General features: G+C 68.5%; 15 protein-coding genes. 8 read left to right on the top strand and 7 right to left on the bottom strand.

The genetic code is table 11. The annotated features are described in order from the left end of the window. Positions 1-247: 247 nt before the first annotated feature. Positions 248-1,549 carry a class I SAM-dependent methyltransferase gene (locus SJY11_RS06120; RefSeq protein ID WP_376985664.1) on the top strand — a complete coding sequence of 434 codons (1,302 nt, stop codon included), beginning with the start codon at positions 248-250 and terminating at the stop codon, positions 1,547-1,549. A 95-nt stretch (positions 1,550-1,644) separates the two neighbouring features. Here SJY11_RS06120 and SJY11_RS06115 read toward each other — a convergent pair whose 3' ends face one another. Further along, a complete protein-coding gene (locus SJY11_RS06115; protein WP_326910831.1) occupies positions 1,645-1,962 on the bottom strand; it encodes a DUF2853 family protein in 318 nt (105 codons plus the stop codon). A 234-nt stretch (positions 1,963-2,196) separates the two neighbouring features. Here SJY11_RS06115 and SJY11_RS06110 point away from each other — a divergent pair, with 234 nt between their 5' ends. Beyond that, on the top strand, positions 2,197-3,144 hold the full coding sequence (locus SJY11_RS06110; protein ID WP_376985663.1) for an NAD(P)-dependent oxidoreductase: 948 nt from the start codon (positions 2,197-2,199) through the stop codon (positions 3,142-3,144). Between the two features lie 10 nt (positions 3,145-3,154). Here the strand turns inward: SJY11_RS06110 and SJY11_RS06105 are convergent, their stop codons facing one another. From SJY11_RS06105 to SJY11_RS06090, 4 genes are all read right to left on the bottom strand, one after another. Continuing rightward, on the bottom strand, positions 3,155-3,685 hold the full coding sequence (locus SJY11_RS06105; RefSeq protein ID WP_376985661.1) for a L,D-transpeptidase: 531 nt from the start codon (positions 3,683-3,685) through the stop codon (positions 3,155-3,157). A 117-nt stretch (positions 3,686-3,802) separates the two neighbouring features. Continuing rightward, positions 3,803-4,636: a heme ABC transporter ATP-binding protein gene (locus SJY11_RS06100; protein WP_376985660.1), complete on the bottom strand. Its 834-nt coding sequence runs from the start codon at positions 4,634-4,636 to the stop codon at positions 3,803-3,805. Continuing rightward, complete coding sequence (locus SJY11_RS06095) at positions 4,629-5,735, bottom strand: FecCD family ABC transporter permease (RefSeq protein WP_376985658.1); 1,107 nt, start codon at positions 5,733-5,735, stop codon at positions 4,629-4,631. The genes SJY11_RS06100 and SJY11_RS06095 overlap by 8 nt, the downstream gene beginning before the upstream one ends. Next, positions 5,732-6,688 carry a heme/hemin ABC transporter substrate-binding protein gene (locus SJY11_RS06090; protein WP_376985656.1) on the bottom strand — a complete coding sequence of 319 codons (957 nt, stop codon included), beginning with the start codon at positions 6,686-6,688 and terminating at the stop codon, positions 5,732-5,734. The genes SJY11_RS06095 and SJY11_RS06090 overlap by 4 nt, the downstream gene beginning before the upstream one ends. A gap of 281 nt (positions 6,689-6,969) precedes the next feature. On the opposite strand from SJY11_RS06090, the gene hmuQ reads away from it, so the two are divergent. From hmuQ to SJY11_RS06075, 3 genes are all read left to right on the top strand, one after another. Continuing rightward, positions 6,970-7,317, top strand: a complete 348-nt coding sequence (gene hmuQ, locus SJY11_RS06085) for a heme-degrading protein HmuQ (RefSeq protein WP_376985654.1) — start codon at positions 6,970-6,972, stop codon at positions 7,315-7,317. A 10-nt stretch (positions 7,318-7,327) separates the two neighbouring features. Beyond that, complete coding sequence (gene hutX, locus SJY11_RS06080) at positions 7,328-7,861, top strand: heme utilization cystosolic carrier protein HutX (protein ID WP_376985652.1); 534 nt, start codon at positions 7,328-7,330, stop codon at positions 7,859-7,861. 134 nt (positions 7,862-7,995) lie between these two features. Then, on the top strand, positions 7,996-9,453 hold the full coding sequence (locus SJY11_RS06075) for a hypothetical protein (protein WP_376985651.1): 1,458 nt from the start codon (positions 7,996-7,998) through the stop codon (positions 9,451-9,453). A 3-nt stretch (positions 9,454-9,456) separates the two neighbouring features. On the opposite strand, the gene SJY11_RS06070 is transcribed toward SJY11_RS06075, so the two are convergent. Beyond that, positions 9,457-10,179 carry a fused DSP-PTPase phosphatase/NAD kinase-like protein gene (locus tag SJY11_RS06070; RefSeq protein WP_376985649.1) on the bottom strand — a complete coding sequence of 241 codons (723 nt, stop codon included), beginning with the start codon at positions 10,177-10,179 and terminating at the stop codon, positions 9,457-9,459. A gap of 177 nt (positions 10,180-10,356) precedes the next feature. Here SJY11_RS06070 and ppa point away from each other — a divergent pair, with 177 nt between their 5' ends. Further along, positions 10,357-10,893 (top strand): inorganic diphosphatase, encoded by a 537-nt coding sequence (ppa, locus tag SJY11_RS06065; RefSeq protein ID WP_376985647.1) that lies wholly within the window; start codon positions 10,357-10,359, stop codon positions 10,891-10,893. A 27-nt stretch (positions 10,894-10,920) separates the two neighbouring features. Here ppa and SJY11_RS06060 read toward each other — a convergent pair whose 3' ends face one another. Beyond that, positions 10,921-11,796, bottom strand: a complete 876-nt coding sequence (locus tag SJY11_RS06060) for an HpcH/HpaI aldolase/citrate lyase family protein (protein WP_376985646.1) — start codon at positions 11,794-11,796, stop codon at positions 10,921-10,923. Between SJY11_RS06060 and SJY11_RS06055 the strand changes: the two genes are divergently transcribed. Both SJY11_RS06055 and SJY11_RS06050 read left to right on the top strand, forming a co-directional pair. Further along, positions 11,786-13,657, top strand: a complete 1,872-nt coding sequence (locus SJY11_RS06055) for a serine/threonine dehydratase (protein WP_376985644.1) — start codon at positions 11,786-11,788, stop codon at positions 13,655-13,657. The two genes, SJY11_RS06060 and SJY11_RS06055, sit on opposite strands and share 11 nt — an antisense overlap. Before the next feature lie 277 nt (positions 13,658-13,934). Next, positions 13,935-14,978: an ABC transporter substrate-binding protein gene (locus SJY11_RS06050; RefSeq protein ID WP_376985642.1), complete on the top strand. Its 1,044-nt coding sequence runs from the start codon at positions 13,935-13,937 to the stop codon at positions 14,976-14,978. Positions 14,979-15,040 lie beyond the last annotated feature (62 nt).

Below are 15,040 nucleotides of genomic sequence, written 5' to 3'. Positions count from 1 at the left end.
CAACACAGGGATCGTCGCCAGCTTCATCGAAGTGGCGGTCGTCTACCAGCGGCCCGCCACCTCGATCCGTCATATATCAGCATGCCATCGGAACCCTCGCAAGATTGATCCAGATCAAAGTTGGGAGCGTGCCGCACCGCCGCTGGCGAGACGAGGGGGAGACATCGCGTCGGCTCCGCGCGTCGGCGGGTTGCCAATCGGGCCCGCCGCCGCCAAACAGGGCCCGGTCAGGGGCGGCGGGTGCGGGATGGATATCGAGCAGAAACGTCTGGCCGCGCTGCGGCATCTTCTTGCGCAGGCCCATGAGAAACTGGGGCTGAAATTCGGCTTCCGGCTCTGGGACGGCAGCGCGGTTCCGGCGGGCTGGCCCGAGGACGGCCTCGCCATCGCCATCCGCGATTCCGGCGCCGTCGCCGCGCTGCTGCGCAAGCCCAAGCTCGACACACTGCTGAACCTGCACATCAGCGACCGCATCGCCCTGCTCAACGGCTCGATCTTCGATCTCGCGACGGCACGGCCCGAGGGCAAGATCGGCCGCCTCGCGCGCACCATTCCCAAGGCGGCGATCTTCGACGTTTTCCGCCGCTTCATCCTGGCGCCCGGCGCGGCGCCCAGCGCCGTCGACCATCGCAGGGGCGACGAGATCGCCCGCGACGGCGCGCCCGCGACCAACAAGGCGAACGTCGCCTATCACTATGACGTCTCGAATGCCTTCTACCGCCTCTTCCTCGACGAGGAGATGGTCTACACCTGCGCCTACTTCACCGAGGACCATGGCGACATCGCCCGCGCCCAGCGCGACAAACTCGACATGATCTGCCGCAAGCTGCGCCTGAAGCCGGGCGACCGCCTGCTCGACATCGGCTGCGGCTGGGGCGCGCTGGTCTGCCACGCGGGGCAGCATTACGGCGTCGAGGCCCATGGCGTGACGCTGGCGGAAGAACAGTTCAAGCTCGCCCAGGAGAAGGTCGAGCGGCTCGGGCTGACCGGTCGCGTCACCCTGCATCTGCGCGACTACACCCAGATGGAGGGGCAGTTCGACAAGATCTCGTCGATCGGGATGTTCGAGCAGGTCGGCATCCGTAACCACCCCGACTATTTCCGTGCCGTGAATCGGCTGCTGCGCCCGCGCGGCCTCTATCTGCACCACACCATCTCGCGCCGCGCCAAGAAGACCGACAAGGCCTTCAACAAGATGCCGGCCGAGTACCGCGCGCTGGTGCGCTACATCTTCCCCGGCGGCGAGCTCGACCATCTCGGCATGTCGATCACCAATCTCGAGCGCCATGGCTTCGAGGTCCACGACGTCGAGGGCTGGCGCGAGCATTACCAGCGCACGACGCGCCTCTGGTGGGAACGGCTCGAGGCCAACCGGGCGCAGGCCGAGGCGGAGATCGGCCCGGAGCGGACGCGGATGTGGCTGCTGTATCTGGCCGGCTGCTCGCTCGCCTTCGAGCGCGGCGGCGCGCTGGTCAACCAGACGCTGGCCTCGAAGCGCCGCAAGGGCGCCTCGGGCCTGCCGCTGACGCGGGCGGATCTGTATCGCTAGAAGCGTCGCGGGCGTCATGCTCGGGCTCAACCCGAGCATCTCCGGATCGAGTTTCTCGGGTCTGCGCTTCGCTTCGCCCGAGATGGACATCCCGCCTATTTCTTCACGAAGGCGTCGAGCTTCCCGTAATGCTCGGCGAGCAGATAGTAGAAGGTCAGCCGCGACTTCGTCTTGTCGGCCTTCATGTGCTCGCAGATCGCCTTGATCGAGGCGTCGAGGTCGGCGGTCTTGAGGCCGAGCTTCTTCTTCAGGAAATTCTCGCGGACGCGCTCGAGCTCTGACGGGTCGGAACAGGCGACGTAGCGGGTGTCAGGCTTGCTCATCACGAGTGCGTATGACTTCGCCATGCCGGCGAAGGCCGCTTCATTGAGCGGCTTCTTGGCGAATTTCTTGACGTCGGCCAGATGGTCCATCGTTAGCCCCTCTTGCTCCGAGCGGCGCCGCGCCCGGTTGTTGCTGTCGCGCGCCCAAACGTTAACGCGGTTTTTCGCAGTGTGCGATAGGCGCCGGCCCGCCGCGGAGAATTTTTGACGCAACGGCACGTCTCGCCCGCGATGCGGAAAACGGATGCCGCCTGCGCGATCGCGGCGGTTGAGCCCACGCCCGGAGAATGCTGCGATGCAGCATCGACCGGAGACGACGCGACGATGAAGCCGACCATCCTGATGGCTCCGAAGATGCCGGCCGCCCTGATCGCGAGGCTGGAGCAGGACTACCATGTGCTCGGGCCGATGGAGCGGCCGGTGCCGGAGGCCCTGCCGCCCGGCGCGGAGACCGCTCGCGTGCTGCTGACCGTCGGTGGCTGGCGCACGGACGCGGCCCTGATCGACGCCCTGCCGGGTCTCGGCCTGATTGCCTGCTACGGCACCGGCATCGAAGGGGTCGACCTGGCTCATGTCAGGGCGCGCGGCGTCCTGCTCAGCAACGCAGCCGATGCCAATGCCGATGCGGTGGCGGAATTCGCGATCGGGCTGATGCTGGCCAGCGTCCGCCAGATCGGCAAGGGCGACCGCTTCATCCGTGCCGGACGCTGGCAGGGCAACGCCATCGAGCGCATGCCGGTCGTTCCCGGCCTGCACGGCCGTCGTCTCGGCATCTACGGGCTCGGCGCCATCGGCGGCCGCATCGCGACCATCGCCGCGGCGCTCGGCATGGAGATCGCCTATCACAACCGCTCGCGGCGGGCGGAGCTGCCCTATCGTTACGAGGACAGCCTCGTCGGGCTGGCGGAATGGTCAGACGTGCTGATGGTCGCGGTGCGCGCCAGCGCGGAGAACTGCCATGCGGTCAATGCGGCGGTTCTGCAGGCGCTCGGGCCGCAGGGCCATCTCGTCAACATCTCGCGCGGCATCGCCGTCGACGAGGCAGCGCTCTGCGACGCGCTGGAACAGGGCGTGATCGCGGGCGCCGGGCTCGACGTCTTCGAGGCGGAGCCCAACGTACCCGACCGGCTCAGGGCCCTCGACAACGCGGTGCTCACGCCGCATATCGCCGCCATGGCCGACAGCGCCCAGGCGGCGCAGCAGGCGCTTCTGCTGCGCAATCTCGAGGCCTTCTTCTCAGACCGGCCTCTGCCGTCCGGCGTGCCGCTCTAGCCTTCGCGTCTCAGGGCAGCACGACCACCGGCGTGCCCATGCGGACGCGGTCGTAGAGATCGGCAACGTCGTGGTTGTGCATGCGGAAGCAACCATAGGACGCCGCCGTTCCGATCGTGCCCGGCATGTTGGTGCCGTGGATCGCATATTCCCCGCCCGGCCCCAGGCCGATCACGCGGGCGCCCATCGGATTGCGCGGCGAGCCGCCGGGAATGACGTCGGGCAGGCGCGGATTGTCGCGCCGCACCGAAGCCGGCGGTGACCAGGCCGGATCGACCTGCATTTCCTCGACATATTTCACGCCCCGCCACTGCTTGCCGGCCTTGCCGACGGCGACGGTGTAGCGGATCGCCTCGCCCGGGGCGGTCACCAGATAGAGCCGGCGTTCGCTGGTGCGAATCACGATGGTGCCCGGGCGATAGCGCGGGTCGGGCGCCTGCACCACCTCGCGCGCCGCGCCCTCGCTGGCAGCGGCCGCCCAGAGCGGCAGGGCGAGCCCCGCAGCCAGAACCATCTCCATCGCAGCGCGCCTTGGGGCCATGGCCTCTCTCCCTCCGGAACAGTCCGGGCGGAAGCTGGGGCGGCACCCCTGAATCGGCGGTTGAACGATATGGTGAAGGCTGGATTCAGGATGAATCGCCGCTGAATCGGCCCCGCCTCAGGCGGCCGGCGTCAACCGGTGCTGCTGCGGCAGCAGGAAGGGCAGGCCCGGAGCCGGCGCCCGGCTGAGCGAGAGGTCGACCTTGAAGACCTGGCGCAGCAGGGCATCGTCGAGCGTCTTCGCCGGGGCGCCCTGCGCGATGATCTGCCCCTGGTCCATCACCACGAGGTGATCGGCATAGGTCACCGCGAGGTTGAGATCATGCAGCACGATCAGCACCGCCACGCCGCGTCCGGCAATGGCGCGCGCCATGTCGAGCAGGGCGAGCTGGTGACAGAGGTCGAGGCTGGCGATCGGCTCGTCGAGGAACAGCGCCTGCCGGCTGGCGACACTGCGCCCGGCCTCGATCTGGCAGAGCACGCGGGCGAACTGGACGCGCTGCTGCTCGCCGCCGGAGAGCGTCTGGTAGGCCCGCCCGGCGAGCTCCAGCACGCCTGCGGCCGCGAGGCTCTCGCCGACCAGCGCATCGCGCCGCACGCGCGTCATCGCCCGGCCGATGCCGTCGACGCCGAGGCTTGCGACCTCATAGACGGAGAAGGGGAACACCAGCCGCGCATGCTGGGCCATCACGGCGCGCTGGCAGGCCAGCCGCCAGGCCGGAATGGCCGCGAGCGCTTCGCCGTCGAGACGGATCTCGCCGCCCGACGGCTTCGCCTCGCCGGTCATCAGCTTGAGCAGGGTCGACTTTCCGGCCCCGTTGGGCCCGATCAGGATCGTCGTCGTTCCCGGCGCCAGCTCCAGCGAGGCCTCGCGCACGAGGTCGCGCCCGCCGGCCCGGAAGCTCAGGCTGCGGGCATCGATGAAGGTCTCTCGGGCAGGGGCCTCAGACATCGAGCGGCCCCGATCGGCGCAGCAGCAGCCACAGGAAGAACGGCGCGCCGATCGCCGCCGTGACGATGCCGATCGGCAATTCGGCGGGAGCGACGACGAGGCGCGCGACGATGTCGGCGCCGACGAGCAGGATCGCGCCGCCCAGCGCCGAGAGCGGCAGCAGCAGGCGATGGTCCGGCCCGATGGCGAGGCGGATCAGATGCGGCACCACGATCCCGACGAAGCCGATCAGCCCCGCGGCGGCGACGCTCGCCCCGACCGCCAGCGCCACGAGCAGGATCGCCAGCGCCTTGATGCGCTGGACCGGAATGCCGAGATGATAGGCCTCCGCCTCGCCCAGCATGAGCCCGTTCAGCCCGCGCGCCAGCAGCGGCATGGCGAGCAGCAGCGGAATGATGATCGGCGCGATGGCGGATAGCTTGGTCCAGCTCGCCCCGCCGAGGCTGCCCATCGACCAGAAGGTCAGGTCGCGCAGCTGGCGATCATCCGAGATGAAGGCGAGCAGGCCGGTCATCGCTCCCGCGAGCGCGCCGAGCGCGACGCCCGCGAGCAGCATGGTCGCCACCGAGGTGCGCCCCTGCCGCGTCGCAATCAGATAAAGCGCCAGCGTCGAGATCAGGCCGCCGCAGAAGGCTCCGAAGGGCAGCACCGCGAAAGGCAGCTTCATCAGCGTCCCCGTCAGGAAACGGTCGCCGAGCACGATCGTCGCCGCCGCGGCCAGCCCCGCCCCGGCGGAGACGCCAACGAGGCCGGGATCGGCCAGCGGATTGCGGAACAGCCCCTGCATCAGCGCCCCCGACACCGCCAGACCGGCCCCCACCAGCAGGCCGAGAAGCACGCGCGGGACACGGATGTTCATGACCACGAGCACGTCGCGGCCCTCCAGCAGCGCGGCGTCGCCGGTGAACCTGGCCCAGAGGATCTCGGCCACCCGCCCGGGCGGGATGGCGATGGCGCCCTGGCCGATCGCGACGAGCGCCAGCAGGAGGCAGCCCAGAGTCAGCGCCCCCCCGGCGAGCAGAGCCAGCCGCCGACGGCCCGCGATCAGCGTCGCGAGCCCGGCGGGCAGGCTCGCCGTCGTGCGCGCGGCGAGCGTCATGGTGCGCTGGCGGTCTTCAGCGGCGGAACCGCGGCGTCCGGATAGATCGCCGCCATCAGGTCGCGCGCGGCCATCGGCGTGCGCGGGCCGAAGCCCAGGAGATAGAGCCCGTCCATGGTGACGAGGCGCTTCTGTCGTGCGGCCGGCGTCTCGGCAAAGGCCGGCATCGCGAAGAGCTCAGCGGCCGTCGTCGCGTGGTTGACGTTGTGGCTCATCATCAGGATGACGTCCGGCGCACCCGCCATGATCGCCTCGTCGGTCATGGTCTTGTAGCCCTCGATGCCATCCGCGACATTGACCGCGCCGGCATGGCGGATGATCGCGTCGGCCGAGCTGTTTCGCCCGCCGACCATGACGCGCCCGTTCTGCAGCGACAGCACGAAGAGCACGCGCCGCGGCCTGGCGATGCTGCCGCGCAGGCTGGCGAGCTCCGCAAAGCGCGCCTTCGTCTGGGCCGCCAGCCGTGCGGCCGGCTCGGCAGCGCCCAGCGCCCGGCCGATCGCCTCGATCTTGGCGCTGACGCCGGCCTCGCTCGTCTCGTCGGCGATGCGCACGAGGCCGATACCCGATTCCTGCAGCAGGGAAACGGCGCCGGGCGGGCCGGCTCCGTCGACGAGCATCACCATCGACGGCTTCAGCGACAGCACGCCCTCCGCCGAGAGGGCGCGCACATAGCCGACATTGGCCTTGTCGCGCAGCGCCTCGGCCGGGAACAGGCTGGTCGAGTCGACGCCGACGATGCGGTCCTGCAGGCCGAGCGCGTAGATCACCTCGGTGACAACGCCGCCGACCGAGACGATGCGCGGCTGAGCCTGCCCGTAGGCCGTCCCGACGAAGCCGCCCGGCAGCAACGGGCTGAAGGCAGCCAGGGCGGTGAGGCCGAGGGCGGCGGCGAGTTCGCGCCGGCCGGGCATCCGGCGTCGCTCTCGCGAAAGGAAATCGCGCAGTCGCATGAGGAGGTCTCCCACCGGCAGCACGCCCGAAATTTCGACAAAGGCCGAAGACAGGCGCTGTTGCCAACAGCCATCGAATTGACCAAGTAGTCGACAGTTTTTAATTATTCAAAACTGCACCTAAGCTCGGCGTTGTTGACGTTGATATTCAGGTTTACTACAAGCGGTCAAGGGCGCGACGAGAGGCGCGACATCGTGCAGGATGTCGGCGCCGCAGAGGCCTTTCGCTGCGCCGACGCAACGGCCCGGCGGTACCGGAACCCGAGAACAGGACCATCCCGATGTTCATCGCCATGAACCGCTTCAAGGTCGTCAAGGGCCAGGAGGCCGCGTTCGAAACCGTCTGGGCGACCCGCAAGACGCGCCTCGACGAAATGCAGGGCTTCATGGCCTTCCACCTGCTCAAGGGCCCGGAGCGCGACGACCACACGCTCTACTCCTCGCACACGACCTGGGCCTCGAAGGCGGACTTCACCGCCTGGACCAAGTCCGAGCAGTTCCGGGACTCCCATCGCAACGCCGGCGAGAAGCGCGAGCAGCCGCACTTCCTGGGCCATCCGGAGTTCGAGGGGTTCGAGACCGTGCTCAGCGAGACCAACCCGCACCGCCCGCTCCAGGCGGCCGAGTGAAGGCGCTCTCATGTCGGACAGCCTGACGATCGAATCCGGCACCGCGGCCGAGGACGCTCTCGCCCGGGCGCGGCGGATGCTCGCGGAGAAGCCCGATTCCATGGTCGAGTCGGTGGCCAGGGAAACCGGCCTGTCGACGCGGACCGTACTGGAGCTGACGCCGGCCGAGGGCCGGGTGCTGGTCGCGCCCGAGCGCTTCGAGGCGCTGTGGCAGGAGCTCGCGAGCTGGGGAACGGTGATGTTCCTCGTCCACACGCCGGACATCGTGCTGGAATGCGAAGGCGCTCTTCCGGTCGGTTCCTTCGGCCATGGCTATTACAACATCCATGGCGACAGCCCGATCGGCGGCCACATCAAGGCGTCCAACTGCGCCGCGATCTATGTCGTCGACCGCCAACTCACCAGCCGCCGCGTCTGCTCCGTGCAGTTCTTCAATGGGGACGGCGAGGTCATGTTCAAGGTGTTCGTGCGGCGGGACGCGCAGCGCGCCCTCCTGCCGGACCAGCTCGAGCGCTTCGAGGCGCTGAAGACGAAATTCGTCTGACCGCCATCCCATCGCCCGATTTGTGAGGACTGTGCCCGCCTTCCGGGCGCAGGCCCTCTTTGGTTTGACATGCCCAATCTTCACCGAGCGTTAACCATATCGGCGCAGGCTCCCTCTTCCAGGGCCGATCTCTCGTGACTGTCGACACCGGCGCCGCTTCGCCGGACCGCGACGGGGACAAGCAGGATGACGGCCTGCCCGAAGGTCCAGCCTGGGGGATGGACATGGCCGCTCACGTCGTCCTCGAACGGGCCAGCTTCCCGCCCCGCCGTCCTGCGCTGTCGCTCTCGCAGGGCCGCCGCTTCGTCGCCCGACGCGTCCCCGCCCTTCGCCAGAGCCTCGCTGCGGCGATGCTGCTCGGGCTGCGCTTCGTCCAGGCCCGTCTGATCTCCGTCTGGGGACTGCTCGTCGCCGCCTATTTCTGTCCGCCGTCGATCTTTGCCGCCTTCGCGGTCTTCGGCGCTGCAGCCACCTTCGTCTCGCTACCGGCGCTGATGCGGCTGGAGGCGGTCTTCTTCCGCAGCAATGCGCGCTACGAACTCGCTCTCGCCTTCAGGCTCGCTTCGGCGAGCGGCGCCGCCTTCATGGGCCTGGCGGCGGTTGCCTTGCTCGTGATCGTCCAGATCGGCTGGCTGCCGCCCGCCATCGGGCTGATTTTCTTCCTGTCGCTGGCGGCGCGCATCGTGCTGCGCCTGCTCTGGGCGGAGGCGACGGCGGAGGGTGACTTCCGGGCGATCGGCAACAGCAATCTGGTCCAGGCCATCGTCCAGCCGCTTCTGATGCTGGTGCTGATCGGCGTCTTCGGTCCCAAGGCGCTGGCGCTGTTCCTCGCCGACGCGCTCGGGCATAGCGCGGCGGCGCTCTACATCGTGGCCCGCCGCAGCGCCGGCATCCTGACCCTGGCGCATCCCCGCCTCTGGTCGCTGCGCGGATTGGCCTGGGGGCTCACGCGCTGGAGCGACGCGCCGCGCATTCTCCTTCCCTCCGCCCTGCTCTCCTTTGGTTTCACGACGGCTCCGCTCCTCGCCCTGCCCTATGCCGAGAATCCGCTGCTCGCCGCCCATGTGGCGCTGGCGATGCGACTGCTCGACATGCCGACACAGATGTTCGGGACCGTTTCCGGCCCGCTGGTGATGAACGGGCTGCGCGCCCAGAGGGGGCCGGGGCGCCGGTCCTGGATCCGCTGGGCCATGCTCGGCCTCACGGCCGCGGCCGTCGGCGTCTTTCTGCCGATCGCCATCGGCGCCCACCTGTTCGACGGCATCTTCGACGGCAGCAAATGGGCCGGCGTGGGCGATGTGATCGCCGTGATGACGCTTTTCTATGCCGGCATCGCGCTCTTCAATCCGCTGCACGACATCGCTGCGAGTTCGCGGACAACGGCCTGGCAGTTCGCTTCGCATGCGATCGCGCTGGTCGCGATCGTCGCGACGATCCTCTGGTTCGGAAAGCTGTCGCACGAACTGCTCTTCGCCGTAGGCAGCATCTCGGTCGCCCGCGCCCTTGCGCACGTCCTGCTCGTCTGGCTCGGCGCAGAGGAGCGCGAACCGGTTCCGGGCGGCGCGTCCGGCGCGCGTCCCGCCGCGGGCTGAGGCCTATTCGCGTCGGATCAGCCGGTCCGCCAGCAGCGACGACAGCAGCCCGGGCTTGAAGCTGCTCTCCAGCCGGGCCGGATCGTAGACGTCGCGGACCCAGTCCAGGAAGGCGATGCCCTTCGCCTCGCCCTCGACGCGATAGGCGTCGAAGAACGCGTCGAGGATGCCCGTCTTGGCGAAGCGGAAATGGCCGTAGCGCAGCGACAATTGCCGCGTCGCCTCGTCGAGCGGACGCCCTTCATGGATCAGCAGATAGAGCGCCGAGAAGAAGCCGGCCCGGTCTGCGCCCGACTTGCAGTGGACCAGCGCCGGCTCCTGCAGCGAGGCGAAGAATTCGCCCGCACCGAGGATGGTCTCGCGATCCGGCGCGCCGCGCGAGCGCAGCACGAAATCGACCAGCGCGATGCCGCGGCGCTCGCAGGCCTCCCGCTGCAGCGGCCAGGAGCCGTGCTCGCGCCCGCCCCGCAGATTGACGATCGTCTTCACGCCCTGGCTCGCGAACCAGGCGATCTGCCCCGGCGCCGGCTGCGCCGCCCGCCACAGCTTCGGCGTGACCCGATGCGCGTTCAGGTAGGCGAGGCGGAAAATGCCGTGGTCGACCAGCAGCATGTTGGCCCAGGCGCGCAGGCGCTGGCCCCGGCTCTCGATCGGGCGGTCCCAGCGGGCGATCCGCGCCATGCGCCTGGCATAGCGCTCCTCGTCCGGGCGCAGGCGGCTCAGCATGGGCGCGCGCTCCGCGGCGAGCGGCGGCTCGAATGGCGTGTCATGTCGCGCCCGATAGCAGCGGAGGGCCCCCTGCGCAAATCGCCGCGGCGGTCGCTAGGGCCAAGGTCGGGCTTGGCGTTTGCCGCGCGAACCCTCATAAGACGCGCGTTTCCCATCCTGACAGGTTTCCAATCCATGCGCCTCGACGCCATCTCCATCGGCAAGAACCCTCCCGACGAAGTCAATGTGGTCATCGAGGTGGCCATCGGCGGCGAGCCGATCAAGTACGAGATGGACAAGGAGGCCGGCACGCTCTTCGTCGACCGCTTCCTCTACACCCCGATGCGCTATCCCGGGAATTACGGCTTCATTCCGCACACACTGTCTGAGGATGGCGACCCCTGCGACGTGCTCGTCGCCAACACCCGTCCGCTGATTCCGGGTTCCTACATCGCGGTTCGCCCCATCGGCGTGATGCTGATGGAGGACGAGGGCGGCGGCGACGAGAAGATCATCGCCGTGCCGGTCCCCAAGCTGACCAAGCGCTACGAGAATGTCCACAACTACACCGACCTGCCGAAGATCACGCTCGACCAGATCCAGCACTTCTTCGAGCACTACAAGGATCTCGAGCCCGGCAAATGGGTCAAGCTGACCGGCTGGGGCGACGCCACCAAGGCCAAGCAGCTCATCGTCGAGGCGATGGACCGGGCCAAGGCGGCGAAGGCCTGAGCGCCGTCTCCCAGCGCGACGGAGGGACTAACCTCCGATCGCCTCGCTGAGCGCGACCACGCGCTTGGCCATCTCGGCATGCAGCAGCTCGACCATCCGCCCGCCGAGCTGGATCGCGCCCTTGCCCTGGTTTTCCGGCAGCGCGAAGGCGGCGATGATCGCCTTCGCCTGGGTGAGCTCGGTTTCATCAGGCGCGAAGACGGCATTGGCGGTGCCGACCTGCGCCGGGTGGATCAGCGTCTTGCCGTCGAAGCCGAGATCGCGCCCCTGCTCGCATTCGGCCTTGAACCCGTCCTCGTTCTTGAGGTCGTTGTAGACGCCGTCGAGAATGTCGAGGCCATGCGCCCGTGCCGCCAGGATCGCGCTGGTGAGCCAGGGCAGCATCGGTGCCCGGCCGGGCACGAAGCGGGCGCGGGTCTCCTTGGCGAGATCGTTCGTTCCCAGCACGAAGCAGCTCAAGCGGCTGCGCGGATCACGCGCGGCCCGCGCGATCGCCTCGGCGTGGAGAATGGCGAGCGGCGTCTCGATCATCGCCCAGACCTGCAGCGTCGGCTGCGCCCAAAGGCCGTCGAGCTGCGCGCCGATCTGTTCGAGCGTCTCCGGCGTCGACACCTTGGGGATCAGGATCGCATCCGGATTGGCTTCGACCGCCGCGCCGAGATCGTCCTTGAACCACTCCGTATCGACGCCATTGGTCCGGATCACGAGTTCGCGCCGGCCATAGCCCCCGGCCTTGACGGCCGCGCAGACCTGCTCGCGGGCCGCCGCCTTGGCCTCCGGGGCGACGGCGTCCTCGAGATCCAGGATCAGGGCGTCCGCGGCGATCTCGCGGGCCTTTTCGAGGGCGCGGGCATTCGAGCCCGGCATGTAGAGCACGCTGCGGCGGGGACTGATGGTCGACATGGGTCTCTCCTGGCGCCGGAGGGCCTGCCCCCGGCCAATCCTCGCTGCACTGCACACTAGACGCGAAGCGCCGGCAAGGTCAGTTCTGCGAAGGTCGCATGAGGAAGGCGGGACGATGGGTTGGATCGCGGGCGTCGACGGGTGCAAGGGCGGCTGGATCGCGGCCTTCAGCGACCCCGAGTTTCGGGCGACCCCGGCGATCCGCTGCTTTCGCAACTTCGAGGAAATGCTGAGCAGCGAGTTTGAACCGTCGATCGTAGCGGTCGACATGCCAATTGGCTTCCCGGATGAGATCGGCAAAAGCCGAGGCCCCGAACAACTCATAAAGCCCTTGCTCGGACGTCTGGGGAACGCCGTCTTCGACATGCCATCCCGACAAGCTCTTGAGGCGGTGACGCGTCCGTGGAAGGGCTTGACTGAGCTGCTAGCGGCTCACGCTGCAACCAATGTTGTCGCTCGAGCAACATCCACTGTCGGAGCTGCATGTTCGATCCAGGCATTCTGCTTATTCGGCAAAATTCGCGAGATCGACACGCTTTTACGGACCGAGACTAACCTTCGACAGCGTGTGTTAGAAATCCATCCCGAACTCGCCTTCGCCACCATGCGCGGTGGCCCCCTCGCCCATCCCAAGAAGATCAAGGGGCGGATCAACGAGTCCGGCATGGCCGAGCGCCGCGCCCTCCTGATCGCCCAGGGGCTGCCGCATGAGACCGTCCAGGCCCGTCCGCCGCGAGGCGCCGGCGCCGACGATGCCCTCGATGCGCTCGCCGCCCTGGTCGTCGCCCGGCACATCGCCGCCGGGCGCGGACGCCCCTTCCCCGAGCCGCCGGGACACGATAGCCACGGGATACCGATCGCGATCTGGAGCTATCGGCCCGATCGCCTGCCGCCACAGGACACCGCCATGACCGAGAACCCCGTCCCGCGCCCGATGATCGAGGCGGCCGCGCAGCGCATCGCCGGCCATGCCCGCGTCACCCCGGTCATGGGCCTTGGCATCGGCGCCTTCGGTTCGGACGCGGACAGCTCGCTGAAGCTGGAATGCCTGCAACATGCCGGCTCGTTCAAGACGCGGGGCGCCTTCAACAACCTGCTCTCGCTGGATGTGCCTGCAGCCGGCGTCGCCGCGGCCTCGGGCGGCAACCATGGCGCCGCGGTCGCCTATGCGGCCCGCGCCCGCGGCGTGAAGGCGACGATCTTCGTCCCCGAGATTTCGCCGCCGCCGAAGATCGAGGCGATCCGCCGCTTCGGCGCCGAGGTCGTGATCGGCGGCGCGCAATATGATGACGCGCAAGCCGCCTGCGACCGCTTCGTCGCCGAGACCGGCGCCCTCAAGATCCACCCCTTCGCAGCCAAGGAGACCATCGCCGGCCAGGGCACGCTCGGCCGCGAATGGCAGGAGCAGGAGCCCGATCTCGACACCGTGCTGGTTGCGGTCGGCGGTGGCGGGCTGATCTCCGGCATCGCCGCCTGGTTTGCGGGCACGAAGGTCAAGGTCGTCGGCGTCGAGCCGGCGGGTTCGCGCGCGCTCCAGGCCGCACTCGAGGCCGGCGGGCCAGTGCAGGTCGAGGTCGCCTCGGTGGCCGCCGATTCGCTCGGCGCCCGCAACGTCGGCCCGCTCGTCCACGCCGTCTGCAAGGATACGGTCGACCACGTCGTACTGGTCCCCGACGAGGCCATCACCGGGGCGCAGGTGACCCTGTGGCGCGATTTCCGGCTGGCGGTCGAGCCCGGCGGCGCGGCGGCTCTTGGTGCGCTGCTCTGCGGCGCCTACCGGCCGAAGCCGGGCGAGCGTCTGGGCGTACTGGTCTGCGGCGCGAATGTCGATCTCGGCAAGCTCGCGGCCCTGGCCGGCTGAGTCCTGCCCACGACTTCGATCCAGAAACCAGCCGAGGCAAGGCGGCCCTCCGTGCCGCCGACCCACCTTCGCACGGGCGCCAGGCACCGCTGCGTTTTTTGCAGCGCTGCGGCAAGAACTCAGCACAAGACGTCACCGCTGCGCCCGGCCTAGCGTGATCTCCTGAGCGGACGGCTCCCGTTCCACCCCGAGACGAGCCGGCGGCGTCCCCGCCGGCCGCTTCGCAACCGGAGCCGCACGCGACCGATCCGCCCGCCCCCTCTGCGAAGGAGCCGCCATGCGCCGCCAGTTCCTGAAATCCGTGCTCGCCGCCGCTTTCGGCGCGTCGATCGGCCTCGCCACGCCGGCCCTCGCCCAGGCGCCGACCAAGATCCGCTTCACGCTCGACTGGAAATATCAGGGCGTCCACTCCTGGTATTTCTACGCCAAGGAGAAGGGTTATTTCGCCGCCGAGGGGCTCGACGTCACCATCGACCAGGGCGACGGCTCGGCCGCGACCGTGACCCGCATCATGGGCGGTGCCTATGACGCCGGCTTCGGCGACATGAACGCGATCATCCAGCAGGCCGTGAACAAGCCCGGCGAGCAGCCGGTGATGGTCTACATGATCTACAACAAGGCGCCCTTCGCGATCATCCACAAGGCGGACGGGCCGATCAAGACGCTGAAGGACCTCGAAGGCCGCAAGCTGACCTCGCCGGCGGGCTCGGCGACGCACCGGCTGTTCCCGATCTTCGCCAAGCTCAACGGCATCGACGCCAGCAAGATCGAGGTCGTCAACATCACCCCCTCCGTCCAGGAGATGATGATGGTCCAGGGCCAGGTCGACGGTGGCTTCGTCTTCACCGTGACCTCCTACATGAACCTGATCGGGATGAAGCTGAACCCCGACAAGGACTACAAGTTCATCATGTATTCCGACCACGGCATCGCGTCCTATTCGAACGGCGTGATGGTCTCGCAGAAGCTGGTCAAGGAGAACCCCAAGGCCGTCGCCGGCCTGGTCCGGGCGATCAACAAGGCGATGCTCGAACTCGCTGCCAACCCCGCCGAGGGCGGCAAGGTGATGAACCGCGTCGAGCCCACGGTGAACGCCGATATCGAGGCCAAGCGCATCGAGTTCACCTACAAGGCGCATATGCTGACGCCGGAAACCGAAAAGCTCGGCGCCGGCGACGTCTCCGACGAACGCATGACCAAGGCGATCGCCCAGATTCGCGAGGCCTTCGATCTGAAGAGCACGCCGAAGGTCGAGGAGGTCTTCAACCGCTCCTTCCTGCCGCCGCAGGCCGAGCGCAAGATGCCGGCGCCCAAGAGCTGAGTTGTCGCACCACCGAGCGACGATCCTGGCCGGGCGTGACGAGAGCGCCCGGCCTCTCTGCC

The sequence above is a fragment of the Allobosea sp. R86505 genome, from assembly GCF_042466375.1.
Taxonomy (GTDB): Bacteria; Pseudomonadota; Alphaproteobacteria; order Rhizobiales; family Beijerinckiaceae; genus Allobosea.
The sequence above is the reverse complement of the archived record's forward strand: the minus strand, read 5'-3'. Positions and strand labels throughout refer to the sequence as shown.